This window comes from Candidatus Pristimantibacillus lignocellulolyticus (genome assembly GCA_023639215.1).
Lineage (GTDB): Bacteria > Bacillota > Bacilli > Paenibacillales > Paenibacillaceae > Pristimantibacillus > Pristimantibacillus lignocellulolyticus.
The window spans coordinates 849,392-872,117 of the sequence record CP097899.1 but is presented as its reverse complement, the minus strand read 5'-3'; the positions used below and the strand labels follow the sequence as shown (position 1 = coordinate 872,117).

Annotated in this window: 20 protein-coding genes; 16 read left to right on the top strand and 4 right to left on the bottom strand. The window is 37.4% G+C overall.

Annotation, left to right across the window (positions count from 1 at the left end):
* Positions 1-8: 8 nt before the first annotated feature.
* Genes NAG76_03530 through NAG76_03520 form a run of 3 tightly spaced genes read right to left on the bottom strand, consistent with a single transcriptional unit; the run spans position 9 to position 3,473 of the window.
* Entirely contained in the window at positions 9-848 is an 840-nt protein-coding gene (locus NAG76_03530; protein ID URN95344.1) for an energy-coupling factor transporter transmembrane protein EcfT, read from the bottom strand.
* Positions 835-2,604: an ATP-binding cassette domain-containing protein gene (locus NAG76_03525; GenBank protein ID URN95343.1), complete on the bottom strand. Its 1,770-nt coding sequence runs from the start codon at positions 2,602-2,604 to the stop codon at positions 835-837. Before NAG76_03525 ends, NAG76_03530 begins: the two co-directional genes overlap by 14 nt.
* Complete coding sequence (locus NAG76_03520; GenBank protein URN95342.1) at positions 2,601-3,473, bottom strand: cell division protein FtsQ; 873 nt, start codon at positions 3,471-3,473, stop codon at positions 2,601-2,603. The genes NAG76_03525 and NAG76_03520 overlap by 4 nt, the downstream gene beginning before the upstream one ends.
* A 213-nt stretch (positions 3,474-3,686) precedes the next feature.
* Here NAG76_03520 and NAG76_03515 point away from each other — a divergent pair, with 213 nt between their 5' ends.
* Both NAG76_03515 and NAG76_03510 read left to right on the top strand, forming a co-directional pair.
* Positions 3,687-4,439: a histidinol-phosphatase gene (locus tag NAG76_03515; protein URN95341.1), complete on the top strand. Its 753-nt coding sequence runs from the start codon at positions 3,687-3,689 to the stop codon at positions 4,437-4,439.
* 115 nt (positions 4,440-4,554) lie between these two features.
* Positions 4,555-5,646 carry a Gfo/Idh/MocA family oxidoreductase gene (locus NAG76_03510; GenBank protein URN95340.1) on the top strand — a complete coding sequence of 364 codons (1,092 nt, stop codon included), beginning with the start codon at positions 4,555-4,557 and terminating at the stop codon, positions 5,644-5,646.
* Between the two features lie 84 nt (positions 5,647-5,730).
* On the opposite strand, the gene NAG76_03505 is transcribed toward NAG76_03510, so the two are convergent.
* Positions 5,731-6,117: a CHRD domain-containing protein gene (locus NAG76_03505; protein URN95339.1), complete on the bottom strand. Its 387-nt coding sequence runs from the start codon at positions 6,115-6,117 to the stop codon at positions 5,731-5,733.
* Between the two features lie 353 nt (positions 6,118-6,470).
* On the opposite strand from NAG76_03505, the gene NAG76_03500 reads away from it, so the two are divergent.
* The 14 genes from NAG76_03500 to NAG76_03435 all read left to right on the top strand — a co-directional run bounded on the left by NAG76_03500 (position 6,471) and on the right by NAG76_03435 (position 22,715).
* The gene (locus tag NAG76_03500) at positions 6,471-7,154 is read left to right on the top strand and encodes a response regulator transcription factor (GenBank protein ID URN95338.1); all 684 of its coding nucleotides are present in this window, start codon (positions 6,471-6,473) and stop codon (positions 7,152-7,154) included.
* Positions 7,154-8,419: a HAMP domain-containing histidine kinase gene (locus NAG76_03495; GenBank protein ID URN95337.1), complete on the top strand. Its 1,266-nt coding sequence runs from the start codon at positions 7,154-7,156 to the stop codon at positions 8,417-8,419. The genes NAG76_03500 and NAG76_03495 overlap by 1 nt, the downstream gene beginning before the upstream one ends.
* 870 nt (positions 8,420-9,289) lie before the next feature.
* A complete protein-coding gene (locus NAG76_03490) occupies positions 9,290-10,051 on the top strand; it encodes an ABC transporter ATP-binding protein (protein URN95336.1) in 762 nt (253 codons plus the stop codon).
* A gap of 1 nt (position 10,052) precedes the next feature.
* Positions 10,053-12,392 (top strand): ABC transporter permease, encoded by a 2,340-nt coding sequence (locus NAG76_03485; protein URN95335.1) that lies wholly within the window; start codon positions 10,053-10,055, stop codon positions 12,390-12,392.
* Positions 12,393-12,511: 119 nt separating this feature from the next.
* Positions 12,512-13,189: a TetR/AcrR family transcriptional regulator gene (locus NAG76_03480; GenBank protein URN95334.1), complete on the top strand. Its 678-nt coding sequence runs from the start codon at positions 12,512-12,514 to the stop codon at positions 13,187-13,189.
* A 230-nt stretch (positions 13,190-13,419) separates the two neighbouring features.
* On the top strand, positions 13,420-14,196 hold the full coding sequence (locus NAG76_03475) for an ABC transporter ATP-binding protein (GenBank protein ID URN95333.1): 777 nt from the start codon (positions 13,420-13,422) through the stop codon (positions 14,194-14,196).
* Between the two features lie 43 nt (positions 14,197-14,239).
* Entirely contained in the window at positions 14,240-15,265 is a 1,026-nt protein-coding gene (locus NAG76_03470) for an aliphatic sulfonate ABC transporter substrate-binding protein (GenBank protein URN95332.1), read from the top strand.
* Between the two features lie 41 nt (positions 15,266-15,306).
* Complete coding sequence (locus tag NAG76_03465) at positions 15,307-16,158, top strand: ABC transporter permease (protein URN95331.1); 852 nt, start codon at positions 15,307-15,309, stop codon at positions 16,156-16,158.
* Positions 16,155-16,973 carry an ABC transporter permease gene (locus tag NAG76_03460; protein ID URN95330.1) on the top strand — a complete coding sequence of 273 codons (819 nt, stop codon included), beginning with the start codon at positions 16,155-16,157 and terminating at the stop codon, positions 16,971-16,973. Before NAG76_03465 ends, NAG76_03460 begins: the two co-directional genes overlap by 4 nt.
* Before the next feature lie 46 nt (positions 16,974-17,019).
* Positions 17,020-18,360, top strand: coding sequence for an LLM class flavin-dependent oxidoreductase (locus NAG76_03455; GenBank protein ID URN95329.1), 1,341 nt, complete (start codon positions 17,020-17,022; stop codon positions 18,358-18,360).
* A 372-nt stretch (positions 18,361-18,732) separates the two neighbouring features.
* Positions 18,733-19,509 (top strand): ABC transporter ATP-binding protein, encoded by a 777-nt coding sequence (locus tag NAG76_03450; protein ID URN95328.1) that lies wholly within the window; start codon positions 18,733-18,735, stop codon positions 19,507-19,509.
* A 32-nt stretch (positions 19,510-19,541) separates the two neighbouring features.
* A complete protein-coding gene (locus NAG76_03445) occupies positions 19,542-20,399 on the top strand; it encodes an ABC transporter permease (protein URN95327.1) in 858 nt (285 codons plus the stop codon).
* Positions 20,400-20,471: 72 nt separating this feature from the next.
* The gene (locus NAG76_03440) at positions 20,472-21,605 is read left to right on the top strand and encodes an ABC transporter substrate-binding protein (protein URN95326.1); all 1,134 of its coding nucleotides are present in this window, start codon (positions 20,472-20,474) and stop codon (positions 21,603-21,605) included.
* A 33-nt stretch (positions 21,606-21,638) separates the two neighbouring features.
* Positions 21,639-22,715, top strand: coding sequence for an LLM class flavin-dependent oxidoreductase (locus NAG76_03435; protein URN95325.1), 1,077 nt, complete (start codon positions 21,639-21,641; stop codon positions 22,713-22,715).
* Positions 22,716-22,726: the final 11 nt, after the last annotated feature.

Sequence of the window (22,726 nt, the reverse complement as noted above, 5' to 3'; positions counted from 1 at the left end):
CTCCCTTTTTATAAATGATAATGACTCCCAAGATAGAAGAGTAAGCTTACGTAAACGACTGTAATGGCAAGAAACACATAATCTCTAGGTAAAATTTTAAGATAAGATAACTTGATCTTTTTCACTTTTGGATCTTTCATCGCATAAGTGAACCCTTTAACTTCTAATGCTTCGACAGTAGTTCTCGTTCTTTTTGCTGTATTAAGAATAAGGGGATAGAAAGCCACAACTGATAATTTACCTGTGTATAAGATGACTCTCCAGCCCAGAAATCCTTTTCGTTCAGGTCCTCTACCACGTAGACGATACGAGTACAATATATTGTTATACTCTTCGATTAGAATTGGTAACATACGATAGCCATATGCTACGCCGAAGCTGAATTGAGCAGGAAAACCAAGACTGAGTAAGCCATCACTTAATTTTTCTGGATCCATACTTGAGAAAACGGCTATACTCGCTAATGCAATAACGAGTAGCTTTAAGGTGAGCGTACTGAGTGCCCATGCCGCAGAAAGACCACCACCGAATAATAGGGAGACAACGAGCATATAGGCAGCATCTGATACGAGTCCAAGCGCTAATATAAGCAGGACTAGAATACTAGGCTTTGATGTATACGTTAAAATAGCAATTGCTATGAGCATACCAAGCAATACGACTTTATTATGAACAAACCACGGTACAATAGCGAAGAAAGAGTACCATCCAATTAGAATTCGCGGATCGAATTTGGAAAGAAAGGTAAGAGAGTGGCCATAAGCAGTTCTTAATAACTCAACCTTAATTCTTTCCACACTTAGTTTCTCAAGAAATGAAGTTTTGTAAGTAGTTTTAGTTAACTCCACTGTATACCTCCTGCGGAATGATAGATTCTATATGTGTAATAAATTCAGGAACAGATAAGCATGGTGGTGTAATATTGGCATAATGACTTAATTCCACAATTTGTGGCGGAATAAGGGCAGCTAGCTTTAGAATATGCTCATGCTGGAAAACGTCGCGGCTATTCGTATCCATAATGATTTGACCTTCATGCATAACAATGACTCTAGTTGCCCAATCTGCTACTAATTGCATATCATGCGTTGCAACAACAATCGCTTTTACATGATCACGCAATTCATCGAAAAGGCGGGTCATTTCACGACGACTAGCAATATCAAGACTTGCAGTAGGTTCATCAAGGAGCATGATCGTAGGTTTCATTGCCATGCCTATAGCGAGTGTCGCACGACGCTGTTGCCCACCACTAAGTAATCGACCATCACGGTTCTGTAATTCTGTTAGATTGAACGTATCCATAATATGATCGATAAAAGGCTCTATATTTGATTGTTTTCTTGCTTTCAAGAAAAACTCGATATCGGCTCTAATGTTATCAGAGATAAACATTTCTTCTGGATTTTGAAAGATGAAAGAAACGAGATCTGATAATTGTTCAGGTGAAGACTGACTTGTGTTTTTGCCGCAAACAGTAACAGAACCTTCCCAAGGTTTACGAATACCAGCTATTAATCGTAATAGTGTAGATTTTCCTGCCCCATTATTTCCAATTAACGCAATCCGTTCTCCTTCGTGCATTTGAAGATTGATGTTTTGCAGAGTTGGTTTTTGATTGCGGTCCATACTTTGATAACCACTAACGACATTTTCGAATTTCAAGAGTACAGGTCGATCAGAACAATCATTTTTCTGTTCTTCAATTGCTACATGACGCGGTCTTGTATAAGGAAGGGTTGATTTTTGCAAAGCAAGAGTAGCTTCCTTAATTGTAATAGGGTACAAAGATTGTGTTGGCTGAACGATTTGCTTGCGTAAACTGTGAAACGCTTGTGTAACTTGAGGTGGTTGAATATGTAGTGAAGCAAGCTCGTCAACAGATGAGAGACCTTCTTGCACAGGCTTAACCCAACGTACTTTTCCACCAGATTCCATCAGCATTACATTTGTACAATAGTCAGCAATGTATTCAGTATGATGCTCGATAACGATAATCGTTTTGTTATATTTCTCATTTAATAATTTCAGTTTCTCATAAATGAGTCTTGCATGTGCTGGGTCGAGTTGTGCTACCGGTTCATCGACAATAATAATGTCTGGATCAAGTGATAATGCAGCAGCAAGGGCGGTCATATGCTTCTGGCCACCACTTAACTGCCAAATCCATTTATGCTGAATATCTTCAATTTCTAACATTCGTAGTGCATTTATGCCACGCTCTTTATAATCCTCATAACCAAAGTTCAATGGTGCAAAGCATACTTCATCATAGACGGTTGGTCGAACCAATTGATTCTCAAAGTCTTGAAATACGTAAGCAACATGTTTCGAGAGCTCTGCAATGCTAGTAGATTGGGTAGAAAGCCCATTAATCATTACGCTTCCTTCTAGATCTCCAGCATAGTAGGTTGGGATCAATCCGTTGAAGCATTTGCATAACGTAGACTTTCCGCTCCCATTACTTCCGATAATAGCGATGAAGTCCCCCTTATGTATGGTCAGATTAACGTGTTGAAGAGATTCATATTCTGCACCTGGATAGCGAAAAGATATATCTTTGATTTCAATAATTGGTTGTTTCTCCATCATAGAGTGGGTCATGCAATGGTTTCTCCTTTATGATTCGTTTTGCGTTTCTTTCTAATAATTAACAGTGTTCCAATAAAGATGACTACAGCGACAGCAAGACTAAGCCACATACCTATATTGCCTAGATCCATTTCCCATTCCCATGAGAACAATTCCAAATCGGATTCTGATAAAAATTCAGCTGCTCCTGCAACAACGAATAGTACGATGGCAAGAATAATAAAGCGTGGAGTTACAAAACCAGCAACGGAAACTTTAGCGCGACCATCACGAGGTTTCATACCAAGCAGTGGTTCGACCTTGCCGTACAAACGGGGTACCAAATAAATAATCGGCAATAGTGAGAATAATGTACCTGATACAATCATCGCATTAAGGAATGAGAATCCTTCGATGGCAAGAATACTTTCAGGTAGGCCAGGAACAGCTTCCAAATCTTCAACACCTATGTAAACTTTGGCAATATCAACGATTGTACCGAGCAATTGATCAATACCGATCGCTACGTAAGCTGCAATCGCAAGTTGACGTTTATTGCGTGGATCAGTAACTAACATTCCTGCAACAAAAATCGCTAGTGAAAACTCAATAAATTTCTCTAATTCACTCACTCCGCCAAATTGACCAAGTAATAATTCACCGAAAACAATTTCACCTACGCAAGCACCTAGCGCTGCATATAATGGATTGAACAGAATAGCAAACAGTAGCGGGATGAAAATAAAATACTCTACTTTCAATTCAACAGGTCCTACACGAAACTCAGGTAATAATTCTGTAATCATGTTCGAGATACCGTACAAAGACATCGATAGAATAAAGATCATTAATTTTTGTTGAGATGTTAGTTCAAAGCGGTTTCCTATTGTTGCTGTGCTCATTACGATTCCTCCCAAATTGGTATTGCTAAATTAGTAACAAATGTTGTTGTATGTTCTTCCTGTCTCTATATAGCATAGGTGGGTTTTGTTATTGGATTGTTATCGTAATGTTGAGTTTGCGTTAATTTTTATCAAATGTATATAAATGATAATTATATTTCGTTTATAATGATTTCATTGAGAGAATGAATAGATGTTGAGGAGACGATGAGCTTGAAAATAGACCTACATACACATGGAAAGTGGTCGAAAGATATTGATTTTTCATATGATTATTATGAAACAATGATGCGAGAGGCTTCGAAATATGTAGATGCTGTCGCACTTACAGAACATTTTAATACGAAGGATTTTCTGAATATATATGAAGTGCTTGATGATATGGCGGTTTATCATAATGGTTACTATCTCGTTGAAGGGGTTAAAGTCTTCCCTGGTATTGAGGTAGATGTTGCTGAACAAAGTCATATTCTTGTTATTGGTAGTAGAGAAGCAATTATTACAATTAGTAGACAGCTAGATAGTTATCGGTCTGCTAACAACTTTATTCCTTTAGAACGATTAATTGAAATAAGTGAATACTATCAATGTTTAACAATCGGTGCACATCCTTATCGTGAGGAAAATCCACTGGCTCATGTTCATCCTTCGCTTATTGCGAGATTAGATGCGATCGATATTAATGGGCGTGATTTGCATAAATACGGTCTATCAATGGAACAGAAGGTACAACAATTCGCAGATATGTATAACTTACCTTCCATTGCTGGAAGTGACACGCATCAACCATTGCAGTTTGGATGTGTGTACAATGAACTACCGTATTCATGTGACAGTGTAGAGCAAATTAAAGAAGTTATTATCCAGCGTAAGCATCAATTCACAATCGCTAACGATTTACATGCGAAAGTTATGAGTGCTGAAGTCGAGCAGAAGAAGTATAAGGAAGCGTGGAAGGTTAGTTAGTTAAACTTGCACAAATGTTAGATGGTATAGTAAGAATGAATATGTAACGATGAACAAGGAAGACTGTGGGTATACAAATTACAAAAAAAATTTACATATAAAGAGGATGATATAAGTGGCAATAACAAGTTTTGCAATAGTAGGTGGTGGTTGGCGTGCTGAGTTTTATATGCGAATAGCAAAAGCAATGCCAGATCGTTTTCGTATTCATACGATGCTGGTACGTAATGAAGAGAAAGGTAAAGCGATTGAGAAACAATGGGGAATTGTCACAGTTCGCACGATGGAAGAATTAATTACTCAAGCTGAGTATTATAATTTTGTAGTAGTAGCAGTGGCAAAAGGAGTGGCACAAGAGGTAATCAGCAAACTAGCAATGCATAAAGTTCCGGTTCTAGTAGAAACACCACCTTCTACTGACCTCGCGGGGCTAATCGCTTTGTATGACTCGCTACCTAACAAAGCGCAAATCCAAATTGCAGAACAATATTTATATCAGCCATTACACGCAGCTCGAATTAATTTGGTTCGTTCGGGTAAGTTAGGCAATATTTCACATGTACACATGTCTGTCGCACATGAATACCACGGTATTAGTCTCATTCGTCAACTGCTTAATGTTGGCTTTGAAGAGGTGACCATCCGCGGAGAGCAAATAAAGTCTCTTATAGTAAGGGGGCCGTCAAGGGATGGTGAACCGGAAACGGGAGAATTAGTAGAGACTAGTCAGCAGCTTGCTACGCTCCGATTTGGTGATAAATTGGCGGTGTATGATTTTACGCGGGATCAATATTTTTCATGGATCCGTCGTAGCCGAATTCTAATTAGAGGTTCATTAGGTGAAATTGTGAATGAGGATGCAAGTTATTTGCTTGATTTTGCTACACCAGTTCATATCGATTTACGAAGAGTGGATAAAGGGCATGGTGGGAATTTAGAGGGCTATTACCACAAAGGAATTATTGCAGGAGAACAATGGCTTTACCTGAATCCAACGGCTCCAGCGCGGCTAAGTGATGAGGAAATTGCAATTGCTACCTCACTTCTGAAAATGGATGATTATGTATCTGGCGCATCGGAATCGTTTTATAGTCTAGCGGATGCAGCTCAGGATCAATATTTGTCAATTCTTATGTTAGAGGCTATTGAAACTGGAGAAACAGTTGTTTCTACTAGACAACCTTGGGCAATAGAAGAGAAAGCGTGAAACCTTAATTGAATTGAAACAGAGACCTGTCCGAGAAGAAATCTCTGTTTTAATTACTATTGTTATTAGATTTATCGCCACTTACTAAGAGTGATGACGCTTGAACTTTTTAATTTGACCACGAATTTCACCTTTAGGATGCTCGGTTGTGTGAACATTTACGTAAACATTATGGTTTTTAATTTCACGAAGTAAGAAGCGAAGTGATAGTCCTCTTATAGGGCCTTGAAGATCGCCTTTTTTCATTACTCCCTTAACAAATCCACGATCTACAGATATTCCCGTTCCAGATGCTCTGAAAAGAGTAGCTATTACAGGACCATTATGACCTCTTTGACCTAGATGAAGATCGATTTTCGTAACATTTCGGGTGTCTTCTACTTTAACGAAAAATTTTAACTTCAAATGATGATTCCAACGTTTGAATAAGAAAAAAGCGATACCACGTGCATAAGTGTTTACACTTGGCACCTCATTAATACCTCGTAGTTTAGCCTTAAAGAAACTGATATAAATCACTCCTTCACTTTGAATAAGATATATTATTCAAGGTGAAGTGAAGCGTATGTTTTATAGTCTATGAAAACTTAATTGGGTATTTTAATAGTTTAATAACAGATAGATTAATATTGTGACAAACAGAAGAGAGCATACTACAATAGGGATAAGATAATATTCCAATTAATTGTGAATATCTGAAATGTAACAGTATTAATGCAAGTAATAATATAACGCATTAATTATCAATAGTATAAATGATTTAGAATGTTAATAAATGATAGCTTTAATAATAATCAAGTCACAATAAGCTGTGGGAGGAACTCATGCAATACGATTGTCTCATTGTCGACGACGAGCTGGCATTAGCTGAAACAACAAGTGAGTATTTCAATATGTTTGACATAAAGTCTGCTTATGTAACTAGTGCTGTAGAATGTGAACAGTTTTTACAGCAACATGAAGTTGCAATTATTTTATTAGATATTAATTTGGGACAGACATCTGGTTTTGATTTGTGCAAGAAATTGCGGTTAACAACACAAATTCCAATTCTATTTATAAGTGCGCGTTCTAGTGATGATGATGTATTAATTGCACTTAATATTGGTGGAGACGATTATATTCAGAAGCCGTATACGCTAAGTGTGTTGCTTGCAAAAGTGAAAGCTGTACTGAAAAGGTACGGTAATCAAGTAGCTTCTACAGAAATTATTCAGTTCGGCAATGTTGTTATTGATTGTAATCTTTGCCGTGTACGTGTTAACGATATAGAAATTAAGTTGAAGACATTGGAATATCGCTTACTCTGTTATTTGGCGAAAAATAAAAATAGAGTCATTTCGAAGAATGAATTGTTTCAAGAAGTTTGGGGTGATTCTATTACTAGTGATGGCACATTAAATGTTCATATTCGCCATTTACGAGAAAAGATCGAAGAAAATGCTAATGATCCAAAATATATTTGTACGGTGTGGGGAACAGGGTATGTCCTTGAGGATCGAAGCTGATGAAGATTAGACGAATCATTGGTGTACTGGTCATTGTCTATATTGTAGCAATAATCACTACAGTACTAATCATCGGGCAGAAGAAAACTGTTTCCATTGATATTGTAGCGATTAATGAACTTGTTCAGCAGATTGATCTGAATTGGGTAGATATCAAGCAAGGAAAATTTGAGAGTATTGAGCATAAATCCAATATTGCAATTATAGATCTTAATGAGCAAGTGATATTTCAATCCTCGGACGTAATGTTTAATACAGTCTATAATGCGATTAAAGATCGAGAGAGTATTATGGATCTCTATCACCAAGATGAAATGATTGGGAAAGTTATTGTCTACCATCAGGAAGCTAGTATTCTCCAGCAGATGAAGCAGCAATTATTAATTTCGTTAATCATTATATTCATTGGATTGTTAATCATTAGTATAGGTTACATCTTAATATTGAAAGCTACTATTTTCACCCCATTTAACAAACTACAACAATTTGCTACGAACATTGCAAGAGGTCATCTTGACACGCCGTTAGAAATTGAATCAAATAATCCATTTGGAGCTTTCACAGAAAGTTTTGATATTATGCGAGAAGAACTTGCGATTGCGCGTAGCAATGAATATAACGCGAATCAGAGTAAAAAAGAGTTGGTTGCAAGTTTAAGTCATGATATTAAGACACCGGTAGCTTCTATTAAAGCGATAAGTGAATTAATGATGTTAAAGGTTGATGACGATAAGCAACAGAAACAATTACATATGATTTATTCTAAAGCAGAACAGATTGATCTTCTTGTGACGGATATGTTTCATGCAACATTAGAAGAATTACAGCAGTTGAAGGTAGAGGTAGCGGAGCAATCTAGCAACATTCTGTTTGAGATGATCAGTAAGGCAACGTACGATAATGAGATTATATGTGATCCATTGCCGGCATGCATTATTCTAACGGATGAGCTAAGACTTCAACAAGTATTCGATAACATATTGAGTAATGCTTACAAATACGCAGCTACCGCAGTACATATTACAAACTATATTAATGCTACTCATCTTGTTCTTGAGTTTAGAGACTTTGGACAAGGTATTAATGAAGATGAGCTACCTTTTCTGTTTAATAAATATTATAGAGGTCATAATTCTGATGGAAACAATGGTGCAGGTCTAGGATTATACCTATCACAATATTTCATGCAACATATGCAAGGTGATATTGAGTGTTGTAATCGGGGGGATGGCTTCACTGTAATGGTTCACATTAAACTCGCCTAAGAGGAGAGGTAGTTCAAAACATCCACTTGTGATCACGCGGTATCGCGCTGTAGATTAGTCGGCGGCGACTATGCTCCCCATCGAAAGCCTGCGTGTGCTCACGTACACAAAACGTACGCTGTGCTACTCGTTTTCACTGTGGGTCATCTTCTTGGTGCTGACAAGTGAAAGTTTTGAACTTTCATTTAAAGGTGTAGTTCAAAAAATGGGCTTTGATGACGATGAACATTTGCGAGAAAGTAACTATATAGCCGGAATAGACCGCAAAATTAGTGTCTATGGCGCTAGAAAGTAACTATATAGCAGAATAGACCGCAAAATTAGTGTCTATGATGCGAGAAAGTAACTATATAGCGGGAATAGACCGCAAAATTAGTGTCTATGATGCGAGAAAGTAACTATATAGCAGAATAGACCGCAAAATTAGTGTCTATGCTGCGAAAAAGTAACTATATAGCGGAATAGACCGCAAAATTAGTGTCTATGATGCGAGAAAGTAACTGTATAGCGGAATAGACCGCAAAATTAGTGTCTATGATGCGAGAAAGTAACTGTATAGCAGAATAGACCGCAAAATTAGTGTCTATGATGCGAGAAAGTAACTATATAGCCGGAATAGACCGCAAAATTAGAGTCTACGCTGCGAGAAAGTAACTATATAGCAGAATAGACCGCAAAATTAGTGTCTATGGCGCTAGAAAGTAACGAACTTTCATTAAAATAATTAAGAAACCGTTAAGAATTGAGCAAAGACTAACTAAGGTTTGATTTCGTATGATAGGACTGTAACAACGATACAGTCCTTTTTGTTTGCTTATCAAAGCAGATTAACTGAAAGGGACAATTACGTATAAAAAGGAGAACTATGCAATGCAAAGTGTAGTATTGAGCACTAAAATGTTATGTAAAACATTTTCGAATCAAGGCCTACAGCAGCATGTATTAAAAAATTTGAATATGGATCTCTATGAAGGAGATTTTACGATCATAATGGGTAGTTCAGGTTCAGGGAAATCTACGCTGCTGTACGCACTGAGTGGTATGGATAAACCTACTTTGGGAGAAATTCAATTCGAAGAGAAAGAAATTTCAAAGTTCAGTCATGATCAGCTTGCTATATTTAGAAGAAATCATTGTGGATTTGTATTTCAGCAGATGCATTTATTAGACAATATGAGTGTGTTAGACAATATATTAACGAGTGGATTGTTAGTGAAACAAGACAAAAAGAAGATCGTGCAGCTAGCGAAAGAACTATTGCATCGCGTCGGTTTATCTGAAGTTTCATGGAACAAATATCCTTCACAATTATCTGGCGGTGAAGCACAAAGGGTTGGAATAGTACGGGCATTAATTAATAAACCTAAAATCGTGTTTGCAGATGAGCCGACAGGTGCACTCAATTCAGCATCTAGTGATTCGGTTCTTGATATTATGACAATGGTAAATGGCTCTGGCCAAAGTATTGTGATGGTAACCCATGATCTGAAAACTGCTTTACGTGGAAATCGCATCATTTATTTACGTGATGGAACCATTTGTGGTGATTTGCGATTAGATGCATACGATGCGAAGGATAATCAGGGGCGAAGTGAAAAGTTAAAGACATTTCTAACCGAAATGGGGTGGTAGCATGAAAATTACTAACCTTGCTATCGCGAATATAAAACATAATAAAAGCGCAACGACATCATTATTCGTATTAATATTTCTAGCATCTATGCTACTTAATATGGGAATTACAATTATTACACAGATGAATACGTTCTATGACGATAAAGTAACTAATCTTCGTGATGCTCATGCAGCAGTTGTTATTGATAAAGCTAATTATGATGAAAGTTACAATCAATACTTTGCTTCACACGATGGAGTTAGTGAGATTGAAGTCGAACAATCAATCTTAATGAATTCCTCTCTCTTTAAATTTGGAGGAAGTGAAATGAGTCACGGCTTAGCCTTCCTTAATGCAAAAACAGAAAAAAAGATTGCACCATTAGCAATAGTTGAACAACTAGATACTGTACAAGATAATGATATTTATTTGCCTTATATTTTTAGTACTAGTGGCGGATATCGACTAGGCGATATCATATCAATTAAGTATCGAGATCATAATTATACGTATCGAATTGCAGCGTTTTTTGAAGCGACTATGCTTGGCAGTAATAATATGGGATTAATGAAGGTGTATTTACCAGATGGCACTTACAATATGTTATCTCAACAGTTAGAAGAGAAAGAAGCTGCTGTTGTACTGTCCGTTTTGTTAGTTGATCAATCAGAAGCAGCCACACTCCTTGCAGACTTCAAGAGAAGTTTCCCACAATTACAAACGGGAGAATTTAACGGATATTATTGGGATAATGAGATTAATATGGTGAAAACGTCCAATTCAATGACAGTTAATATTATTGCTATGATTCTCGTGGCATTTGCTGCTATTATCGTGGTAGTCTCCTTAATTGTCATCAAATTCCGTGTAAGTACGAGTATAGAAGATGGTATGGTTAATATTGGAATTTTGCAAGCGCTTGGATATACAAATAATCAGATTATCGCTTCTATTATGGTTCAATTTCTATCGATAACCTGTATTGCTAGTATTGTAGGCGTATCAAGTTCTTATCTAGTAGATCCTTTATTGGGTGAAGTAATTTCTTCATTAACAGGATTAGTATGGCATGCAAGTTTTAATGGTTTAATTAATATATTGAGTATTGTATTAATAGCTATATTGGTGCTAATCGTCGTTTTATTCTCAACGAGTAGGATAAGAAAATTGACGGTTGTAGCATCGTTACGTGGAGGCATTCATACTCATAACTTTAGAAAAAACTTTATCCCGCTTGATAAATTAAAAGGTTCCATTCACCTATTATTAGCATGCAAAACTTTGCTGGCTAATATAAAGCAAAATATTATGTTAGTTATCATTGTTACAGCAATCACGTTTGCCTCAGTATTTTCCATTGTTCTATACTATAATATTGCAAAGGAAAAACAGACTTTTTTCCACCTGGTTGGATCAGAAACTTCAAATGTTATTGTCTTGAGTAATCATAATGATAATGAGCTGGCTCAAAAATTAGAGCAATTAGATGGTGTAGAGAAAGTAAATATTCTAGATGTTATATTAACTGATATTGATGGTCAAAGTTTCTACACTCACATAAGCAATGATTATAGCAGGCTCAATAATAACACCGTATATAAAGGCCGAGCACCACAATATAATAATGAAATTTCTATCTCATGGTCGGTATCTAATTTGCTTGGAAAGGGTATTGGAGATATGGTTACTGTAGAGGTCGGTCAACAGTCCAGCTCTTATCTCATTACTGGTCTAAGTCAATCAATTAATTATATGGGGCAATTTGCTGCCATTACATTAACAGGTATAAAGAATCATATTCCTGTATATGAACCTTCTACCTTCCATGTTTACTCGAATGGTGTCGAGAATTCGGCAATTATTACAGCAATACAACAAACCTATGGCGATACTTTAGAAGACATTATTGATGTGGATGAGACGATAGAAAGTCAATCGGGGATGTATGCAACAGCCATGTTTTTCATTATGTTCATTATTCTTATAACTACGATGTTGGTCGTTATCCTCATTTTGTATCTTGTCATTAAGACCATTATTACAAAGCGCAAGAAAGAATTTGGGATATTAAAGGGAATCGGTTATACTACATGGCAACTTATGAATCAAATTGCTTGGAGTTTTGTTCCTATTGTTATTGTTGGCGTAGTAATTGGTGGATTACTTGGTAGTTTGTACACAAACAAATTGTTAGCACTGCTTCTCTCTAGTGTGGGCATACGTAGTGTGAATTTTATTGTCAATTATCCGGTCATTATTACTTTCTGTATCATAATTACACTGTTAGCATATGTTGTATCCATGCTGATTGCGAGAAAAATTAAGCATATATCGGCGTATGAATTGATAACGGAGTAGTATATAATAGCCCACTGCCAATAGAAACTGGTTGTGGGCTATTATATTTTAAGCTGTAGCTATTTTGGGATAACTAATTTACAATATGGAGCATATTACATAAGTTAGGAGGAGAATAGGTGTCACCTAGAAATATAAAGCGAGATATTGAGCAACGTGAATTAAGAAGAGAGCATATTTTGGAAGCAGCCTTGAACACGATAGCAAGACGAGGTCTTGATTCTGCGAGTATTAAAGAAATTGCCAAAATGGCTGAATTGAGTGTAGGTAATATATATCATTATTTTGAGTCAAAGGACATAATCTTTAGTGAATTATTACAACGTGGTCAACATAATTATGGGGCAATGGTGGAGCGATTTGCTCAAGCAAACTTAGACCCACGTGAAAAATTATATGCGATATGCTACAGCTGGATTGAAAGTAAACATAACTGGGCATTTACGCTAATGCTTCACAGTATTCGTATGAATGATGGAGTAAGTAATGATCTTAAAGTAATAGCTACTCGTAGATTTACAGAAAACTTAAAGCCTATGGCTAACATTATGATGCAGGGACAACTTCAAGATGTTATTAAAGCTGGAGATCCACATCAGCTTGCCTATTACTTTGTAAGTTTAATTCAAGGTTTAACATTGCAACTTGCACCTAATTACGTTGTTCCAGTTAAAATTGAAATTTCCGATATTATTAAATTATTTATGTCTCCAGTTTCTGATCGAGAAGCAATTCACTTATTTGAACGATTTAGCTCAAATGGGAATATGTATAAAAAAATGTTTGACAATTTATAAAGTCTGCTGATAGAATAACGTCATAACAAATTGAATTAATATTCATTATGTAACTGAAAATGAATATCCATAAATCGACCAGAAAACTGGAGATTATTGCAATGGAACAGATCAAGCATATCTATTAGGGTATGTGAAGTGATCGTTCGCGTTGAATAATCTCCTTTTTTTTATCTTAATAACCAAGTAAACGGGTAAGTATTATAAGGAATAGCGGGGGGCGATTAATAATGTCAGCAGAAATTCTTGTCATGAATCAATTGAATAAACGATTTTCATCGCCATCGGGTGATGTTATCGCTCTTCACAATATTCAATTGTCAATTGCTAAAGGTGAATTTATAACGATTATTGGGCCTAGTGGCTGTGGTAAGAGCACATTGTTAAAAATTGTAGCAGGGCTTGATACCGAATATAGCGGAGATGTGTTGCTGAATGGAAAACCGATTGATGGTCCTAGTATTGAAAAAGGATTTATTTTTCAAGAGCCAAGATTATTCCCTTGGTTAACAGTAGAGAAAAATATTGCAGCGAATTTATCACTCAGAGATCCAAAGGTCAGAAAGAAAGTAGATGAGCTTATCGAGTTGGTTCGGTTGAAAGGATTCGAAAAGTCTTATCCAAGAGAGTTATCTGGTGGTATGGCACAGAGGGTAGCCATAGCAAGAGCTTTATTACGAACACCAGATGTGTTATTGCTAGATGAACCTTTTGGTGCACTTGACGCATTTACACGGGCACATTTACAAGAGGTACTGCTTGATATATGGCAGAAAAATAAAACAACGATGCTGTTTGTTACTCATGATCTAGATGAAGCGGTATTTCTAGGAGAACGGGTCGTCATTATGAATCCAAGACCGGGACATATTCGTTCAGTATTGCCGATAGATCTGCCATTTCCTCGTAAGAGATCACAGAACAGTTTTCAAGAGCTACGTGCCAAAGTGTTAAGAGAGTTTGAAAAGGTGGAAGAACCTACGCTTGATATTGGGGCAGGGATATAAGGAATAAAGTTACATCTAATAGGAAAATAGGGGAGAGATTGTGATGAAAAAATTTAACGTTATTGTGACGGTATTACTAGTAATGATGGTGGCACTGACAGCTTGCAGTGGAAATAATACAGGAAAAGCTCCTAACGAAAAAACGGGTAATGTTGCAAAAAGTTATGATGGCGTAACGATCAAAATTGGTGTGCAAGGTAGCGGCGGTCTATTCGGCAAAGCAAGAGATGAGAAATGGTTTGAGCAAGAATTTGAAAAGCTTGGTGTCAGTGTAGAATGGACAGAATTCCAAAGTGGTCCGCCGATGACGGAAGCAATTGCTTCTAATAAGTTAGATATTGCTACATTAGGTAATATGCCTGTAGTTGCTGGTCAATCCGCAGGTATTCCATTCACAATTATTTCGCAAACGTTAGAAGGAACGAACAATGTAGCTATTCTTGTTGCAAATGATAGTACGGCAACTTCGTTAGCTGATTTAAAAGGTAAGAAGATTGCAGTGACTAAAGGTAGTAATGCTTACAATTTCCTATATCGTGGATTGAAAGAAGCGAACTTGTCAGATAGTGATGTAGAGGTTATTCAATTGCAACCGGATGAGGCGCAACCAGCATTTGAATCTGGCGGAGTTGATGCTTGGGCTACATGGGATCCTTATATTACGCTTAATAGTGCAAGTGGAAAAGCAAAAGTGTTAGAAGATGGTGAATCACTAGGTGTATTTTCTCCTTCATTCACAATTGCTAGAACGTCATACGCAGATGACTATCCTGAACTTATTACGTTATATCAAAAGGTAATTAATAAAACATTGGCTTGGGAATTAGCTAACGAAGATGAAGCACTAGAACGCTATGCTGCAGAACGTGATATTCCTGTAGAAATAATAGCTGGAACGTTTGATCGTGCAAGAATGATCAATATCGCAGTGAGTGATGATGTTATAGCGGAATTGCAGAAGACAGCGGATTTCCAATATGAGATTAAAAATATTCGTAAAGAAATTAAAGTTGCTGATATTGTAAATAATCAATTCATTGATGCGGCATTGCAAGATCCGCTGGAATAAGAATAGAAGTTATTGCGATTCAAGAGAGGAGGATGGAACTTATGGAGACAGGGGTAAGAGAGGTAGTTGCAAGTCCGAACAGACAGACTAAAAAGAAACGAAATAAAATAAGTCTATCTATTGCAACTACGAATGTATTGCTTGGTCTACTATTGCCCGTCCTCGTCATTGTGATATGGGAGATTGCAGGAATGCTAGGCAAATTGAATCCGATTCTATTGCCCAGACCAAGTCAAATTATTACGGAGTTCGTTAATTTGACAGCTTCAGGCGAACTTGTAAAACATCTTGGTATATCTGTATGGCGAGCGTTTTTGGGGTTTGTTATTGGTGGCGGCTTAGGGTTAGTTATGGGAACGTGGGTTGGTTTCTCTTATAAAACGGAACGATTACTAGATCCATCCTTACAAATGCTTCGTACATTACCGCATTTGGCTATTGCACCGCTATTTATATTATGGTTTGGTTTCGGGGAAACATCTAAGCTACTATTAATTGCTAAAGGTGCGTTTTTTCCACTCTATGTAAATACGTTTCTAGGTATCCGATCTGTAGATTCCAAGTTATTCGATGTTGGTCGTGTCTTACAATTTAGTAAATGGCAATTGATAACGAAGTTAATTATTCCAGCAGCATTACCTAATATACTACTAGGGACTAGATTATCAATCGGAGTTGCTTGGCTAGGGTTAGTCGTTGCTGAACTTATGGGTGCAAGTTCGGGTATTGGGTATCTCATTAATGATGCGCGATCGTTCTCTTGGACAGAGGTTGTCTTTGTCGGGATTATCGTATTCGCTGTTGCTGGAAAAGTGACTGATTCGCTTGTGAAATGGATAGAGAAGCGTTGCTTGAAATGGCAAGATAGCTATGGCAGGGAGGGGAAATCATGAGTAGTGGATTAACAAAGACTACTAATAAAGGATCTGCTAGAAGAGATTGGTTAGCGATAATTCCTAGACCATTACAAGGATGGATCTTTCCTTTATTGCTTCTTGCTATATGGGAAATTGCCGCTGTCCTACACTTAATCTCTCCTCAATTATTACCTGCACCATCCGTTATCGTAGCCCAATTTTGGAATCTTGTACAAAGTGGTGAAGTTTTTGAACATCTAGCGATAAGCACATATCGCGCAGGTTTGGGTTTTTTGCTTGGTTCTGTAGCGGGTTTGCTTCTAGGGTTATTTACTGGACTAGGAAAGTTGTCAGAGAAAACGATTGATCCGTCGATTCAGATGTTACGTACGATTCCTTTATTAGCATTAATTCCCTTATTTATTTTGTGGTTTGGCGTAGGTGAATTTTCCAAAATATTAATGATTTCATTGGGTTCATTCTTTCCTTTATACGTGAATACGTTTCTTGGTATTCGTAATGTCGAATTGAAATTGTATGAAGTATCAAAAATATTGCAATATTCTAGATTACAGTTGTTAACGAAGTTAATTATTCCTGCTGCATTGCCTAATATATTGCTAGGCGTGAGATTGTCGCTAGGAACGGCGTGGCTAGTGCTTGTTGTAGCTGAGATGATGGGTACAAGTGCAGGAATCGGCTATATGATTCAAGATGCAAGAGCCTATTCTCAGACGGATAAAGTATTTGTAGGAATAACGATTTTTGCAGTTATCGGTAAACTCTCAGATTCAGCAACACGCTTACTTGAGAAGAGATGGCTACGCTGGAGAGATACGTTCAAAGGATAAATACGTTCAAAGGATAATTACGACCAACAGAGAGGAAGTCATGAACATGAGCAAAAGAAAAGATGAGCTTCACTTAGGTGCGTTTATATATTATACAGGTCATCATCACTATGGTTGGAGACATCCAGAATCGGGTGCTGAGAAAATATTTGATTACTCGTTCTACCGCAATGTTGCAAAAACTGCTGAACGCGGTAAATTCGATATGATATTTCTAGCTGATTTGTTATATGTGATGGGAGCCGACCAAGCGGCTGCTGGTATGCTCGATCCGATGACGGTTATGTCTGCTCTAGCTGTAGAAACAACGAAGTTAGGCTTAACAGCTACTGTATCAACAACTTACAATGAACCGTATAATACAGCACGTAAATTCGCTACACTTGACCATATTAGTAATGGCCGAGCAGGGTGGAATATTGTTACTTCTCAGCTTGATACGGAAGCATACAATTATGGTCGTGAGAAACATCCTCCTCATGAAACTCGTTATGAAATGGCTAGAGAATTTACTGAAGTGGTAACTAGACTATGGGATAGCTGGGAAGACGATTCCTTAATTGTGGATCGTGAGCAAGCCCGATTTGCAGATCCAACTAAAATAAAAGAGGTTGAATATAAAGGGCAATGGTACTCTACAAAAGGAACATTGAATGTACCAAGACCTCCACAAGGCTACCCTGTTCTAATCCAAGCAGGATCATCTGAACCGGGAAAAGAATTTGCAGCGAGCTTTGGTGAAGTTATCTTTACTGCTCAGCAATCTCTAGAAGTTGCGCAAGCTTTTTATCAAAGTGTTAATTCGAAACTAGAAGAACATGGGCGTAAGCCGGGAAGTTTGAAAATTATGCCTGGTATTTCACCTATAATTGGAGCAACGGAAGAAGAGGCTAAGGCGAAGTATGAACAGCTGCAGTCCTATATTCCACCAGCAACTGTTGTCACGATGTTATCGGGAATGCTTAACTTCGATCTATCTAGTTATCCATTAGATGGCCAATTACCTGATATTCCTGATCCAGTAGAAGCTTCTAATGGGATGAAGAGTCGTGTACAGCTAATTATGGATACGGCACGTAGAGATAATCTATCCATTCTAGAGTTAGGTCGTCGTCTAATTGGTGCGCGAGGACATTTACAATATGTTGGCACGTATGAAGGATTAGCTGATCTTATCCAGTTATGGTTTGAGGAATACGGATGCGATGGATTCAATATTATGCCGCCAGTATTGCCAGGTAATTTAGATGAGTTTGTAGATCATGTTATACCAATCTTGCAAGACAGAGGAATATTCCGCAGGGAATATACAGGTAACACATTGCGGGAGCACTTAGGGTTAGAGCGTCCGGCGATAGGTCATTTCCATGCTAAACAATATGTGTAATTTACGATTAAATATGAAGCTAGTATCGACTTTAAACAAGTTGATACTAGCTTTTGTTGTTGTAAGTTATTTGAATGGTGATAAGAAATTATAGTATGTACTGAGAAATAGTTTCGAATTATAGAATCTAAAAATTGTGTTAAATAATCTAACTTAATTATGTTATGTATGTGTTATATTTGTTGTATGTTACATAAATAAGTTAGTAAGTATGACGTAAGACTACGGTTTTTATATGGAAATACAAATATAAATTATTACATGTCATATTAGTTGACACTAAAGAAGTGCGATGATAGTATTTGGTTATCGAATTAATCAAATAGTTAATTTTATTTAACTAAATATTTAATAATAGTGTGGTGATCTAATTTGACTTACATCAAGGTTAAAAACGTTAGTAAATTTTTCGAACGAAGAGGTCAAGTAACTGAAGCATTGCGTGATATTAATCTTGAATTTGAACAAGGTACATTTGTAAGTCTGATTGGTCCAAGTGGCTGTGGTAAATCTACATTGTTGCGAATCGTTGGAGGATTAGCGGATGTAGATCAAGGAGAAGTAACTATCGGAGGGATGACAACACTAGGTGCCCAAAGTCAGAAACAATTTGGTTTTGTACCGCAATCTCCAGCATTATTCCCATGGCGTACTGTATTAGAAAATATGAATGTTCCCTTTGAAGTAAATATAAAAGGAGTTGGCATTCAAGTAGAAGATAGAGAAGATCCTATTAAACTACTACAATCAGTAGGATTAGGTGATTTCGTTAATTCTTATGCGAAAGAATTATCAGGTGGTATGCAACAACGCGTAGGAATTGCTAGAGCATTCGGCTCAGGAGCGCCAATTCTACTAATGGATGAACCATTCTCAGCCTTAGATGAAATTACTAGAGAAATGATCAGCTACCAGTTGCTACATATTTGGGAAGCTCATCAGAAGACGGTGCTATTTGTTACGCATAGTTTACGAGAAGCAGTATTACTTTCAGACAAAGTGGTAGTCATGTCTGCTAGACCTGGTCAAGTATCGAAAGTAATTGATATTAATTTACCTAGACCACGACAAGCATCGATTGAAGATACCGAAGAGTTTCATCAATATGTAACAGAAATTAGAGGCTATTTACGTGATAGATGGAAATAAGTTGAGGTTATTCATGAAGGGGAGTGATGACTGTGAGAAGCGCAGTTAGAGAAGCAACGATTATGGTAAGACCGAATATTGAACATAAAAGTAAAGAGTTTTCATTGCTTACAAAAGCAAAGTTAAAGTTTTCGGAGTCCACCTACTTACCACCAACTTTTGCATTCGTAACATTATTTTTATTGTGGGAACTTGCAGTAAGGTTATTCAACATTAATCCTGTAACTTTACCTGCACCATCAGCAGTTATCATCGAATTTTTCTCTTCTATCTCATTTTATTTACCACATGCATGGGTAACTTTATATGAAGCATTAGCTGGTTTCTTTCTAGGTTTAACGGTAGCGATTATAGCCGGAATTTTTATGGCTCATTCTCCGCTACTAGAAAGAATGTTATTACCAATAGCGGTATTAGCTAATGTAACACCGATTATGGCGATCGCTCCACTATTTATACTTTGGTTTGGTTTTGATGCCTTACCTAAAATATTAATTGCATCAATTATTACGTTTTTCCCAATGTTATTGAACTCCATTGTAGGATTCAGATCAATAGACGAAAATCATCTAGAGTATATGAAATCGCTACATGCCAATAAACGCGAAATCTTCTTTAAACTAAGGTTACCTAATAGTCTTCCTTATCTATTCTCAGCAGCAAGAACTTGTGTAAGTTTGAGTGTAATGGGTGCAGTAGTAGGCGAATGGAGTGGTTCTACTGAAGGATTAGGTAACATTATTATGATGTCTAGTAACTATATGCAAACAGAGCGAATGTTTGCGGCGATCTGCATGTTAGCTATTATGGGTATTTGTCTTACGAATATTGTTCGCTTTATTGAACGAAAAGCACTATCTTGGCATGTATCAAGTGAAAATCGTTCTTAGAGAGAGATGTGAGCAATAGGTTGTTGGACTTCATATTATTATCAAAATACAGAAAAAGTGGAGGTTTTGGAGATGGAGAGAAAGACAAAGCTTTTTAAGATGTTAATGGTAATGATGGTTTGTAGCGTGTTGTTGGTACTGTCAGCATGTGGAAAGGCAAATGAAGCACCGATAACGACAACGACACCTGAACCAACAGCAGTCGTCGAAGGAAGCGAAGTGGAAGAAGGCGCTATGGATTGGGCGGCTAGAAAAGCAGTGAATGAAGCAGTTGGTGAAATTACTTATATTACAGGATACTACTATGCAGCATCGCCCCCAGATATCCAAGTCGTAATGGCTTCTGAACTAGGGTACTTTGAAGAAATGGGACTTAACGTGAAGATTATTCCAGGATTAGATGCAGAAGGAATGAAATTTCTAGCCGCAGGACAAGCACAGATTGCCTCAGCAGGTACGCCTAGTCTTGTTATTCAGTCAGCGGTGAATGGTGCAGACATTAAAGGTATTGCAACTTTTGGCGCATCTGGCACAAGTGCGATTATGGTTATGAAAGATTCAGGCATTACGGAGCCGAAGGATCTTGTAGGCAAAACAATCGGATATCACGGGGCGTTGCCGGCAAATATTGTAGCGATGTTCAATCAATCTAATGTCGATGTAACGTCGGTTAAAGGAGTATCGGTAGGATACGATCCAACTGTTCTAAGTACGGGGAAAGTAGATGCTTTAACAGTTTACAAATCCAATGAACCTTTTTTAATGGAACAAATGGGCGTTGAAGTATCGTTAATTGATCCAGGTCAATTTGGAGCTGAAACATCGTTTGGTGTACTTGCTGTGAACAATACGTTTGCAACTGATAATCCTACTGTGATAGAAGATTTTTTAAGAGCAGTATCCAAAGCGCATGACTATGCAGCAGAAAATCCGGATGCGTCAGTAGAGGCATTGTCAAATCTCTCTGGTTCTGTTTACGATGTTGCGACTGAAACAAATCGTTGGTCTGTTGAACTTGATATCGTTAATAGTTCTCGCATTGCAGGGCATGGTGTAGCATGGCAAACTAACGAACAATGGGAACGTGAGATTGACATTCTGTTTGGGGCAAGTGTTATTCGTGAAAAAATAGCAGTAGATAAAGTTATGAACAACGCATATATCGATGCAATTTATGAAGGTGAAAAACTAATTTGGCCGGAATAATGAATCATATAAAACATAAGGGAGAGAGAAAGTATGACGACAATCGATTATAACAAAGTGGATTTTGGTGTGTTTCTACCAATTACAAATGGAGGATGGATTATTTCAGAGAATACTCCCAAGCTAGATGGTGGTTATGAAATTAATAAAAAAGCAGCATTAATCGCTGAGGAACTTGGACTAGATTTCATAATGTCGATGGCGAAATGGAAAGGATATGGTGGTTCGACGAATCATTGGGGAACTTCATTAGAGTCTATGACGATGATGGCTGGTCTTGCGGAAGCGACATCGCGTGTAAAAATTTACGCGACTGTTCATACATTATTATATAACCCTGCAGTAGCGGCAAAAATGTACGCTACGCTTGATCAGATTAGTGGTGGTCGTGTTGGGATGAATGTAGTGTCTGGTTCATTTGCAGGTGAATTTCAGCAAATGGGAATGTGGCCAGAACATCTAGGTCATAGTGAGCGCTATGATCTTGCCAAGGAATGGATGCAAGTAGTCAAACGTCTTTGGAATGAAGATAGTGTCACTCATCACGGACAATACTTTAATATCGAGGAATGTGAGTCATTACCTAAGCCGATTCAAAGACCAAGACCAGAAATCATCTGTGCAGGTCAATCTGAGAAAGGTATGGGCTTCACTATTGATGAAGGTGACGCTTGCTTTATCGGCGGACGTGATCTAGAGGAACTAGCATCAGTAAGTAAACGCGCCAAAGAAATGGCAGCAGAACGTAACAAAACAATTAAAACGTATGCGATGTTTACCATTATTCCTGGTGAAACGGATGCTCATGCTGAAGAACGAATGAAGCTTTATCAAGAAGGCGCAGATGAAGGCGCGATTAAAGGAATGCTTCGTAGTTATGGTCTTGATCCAGATGGTCGTGAAAACTCAATGGTTGCACGTGCTAAGAGCGCATTTATGACAGAAACTATCTCTGGTAGTGTAGAAACGATTACAAATCGTATTGAAGAAATTATTGAAGCAACAAATATAGATGGAATGATGCTTACATTCCCTGATTATGTAGAGGATTTGAAAACATTTGGATCAGATATTTTGCCACAACTAAGAGGAACGATGGTTACACAATAAGGAAGGAATGA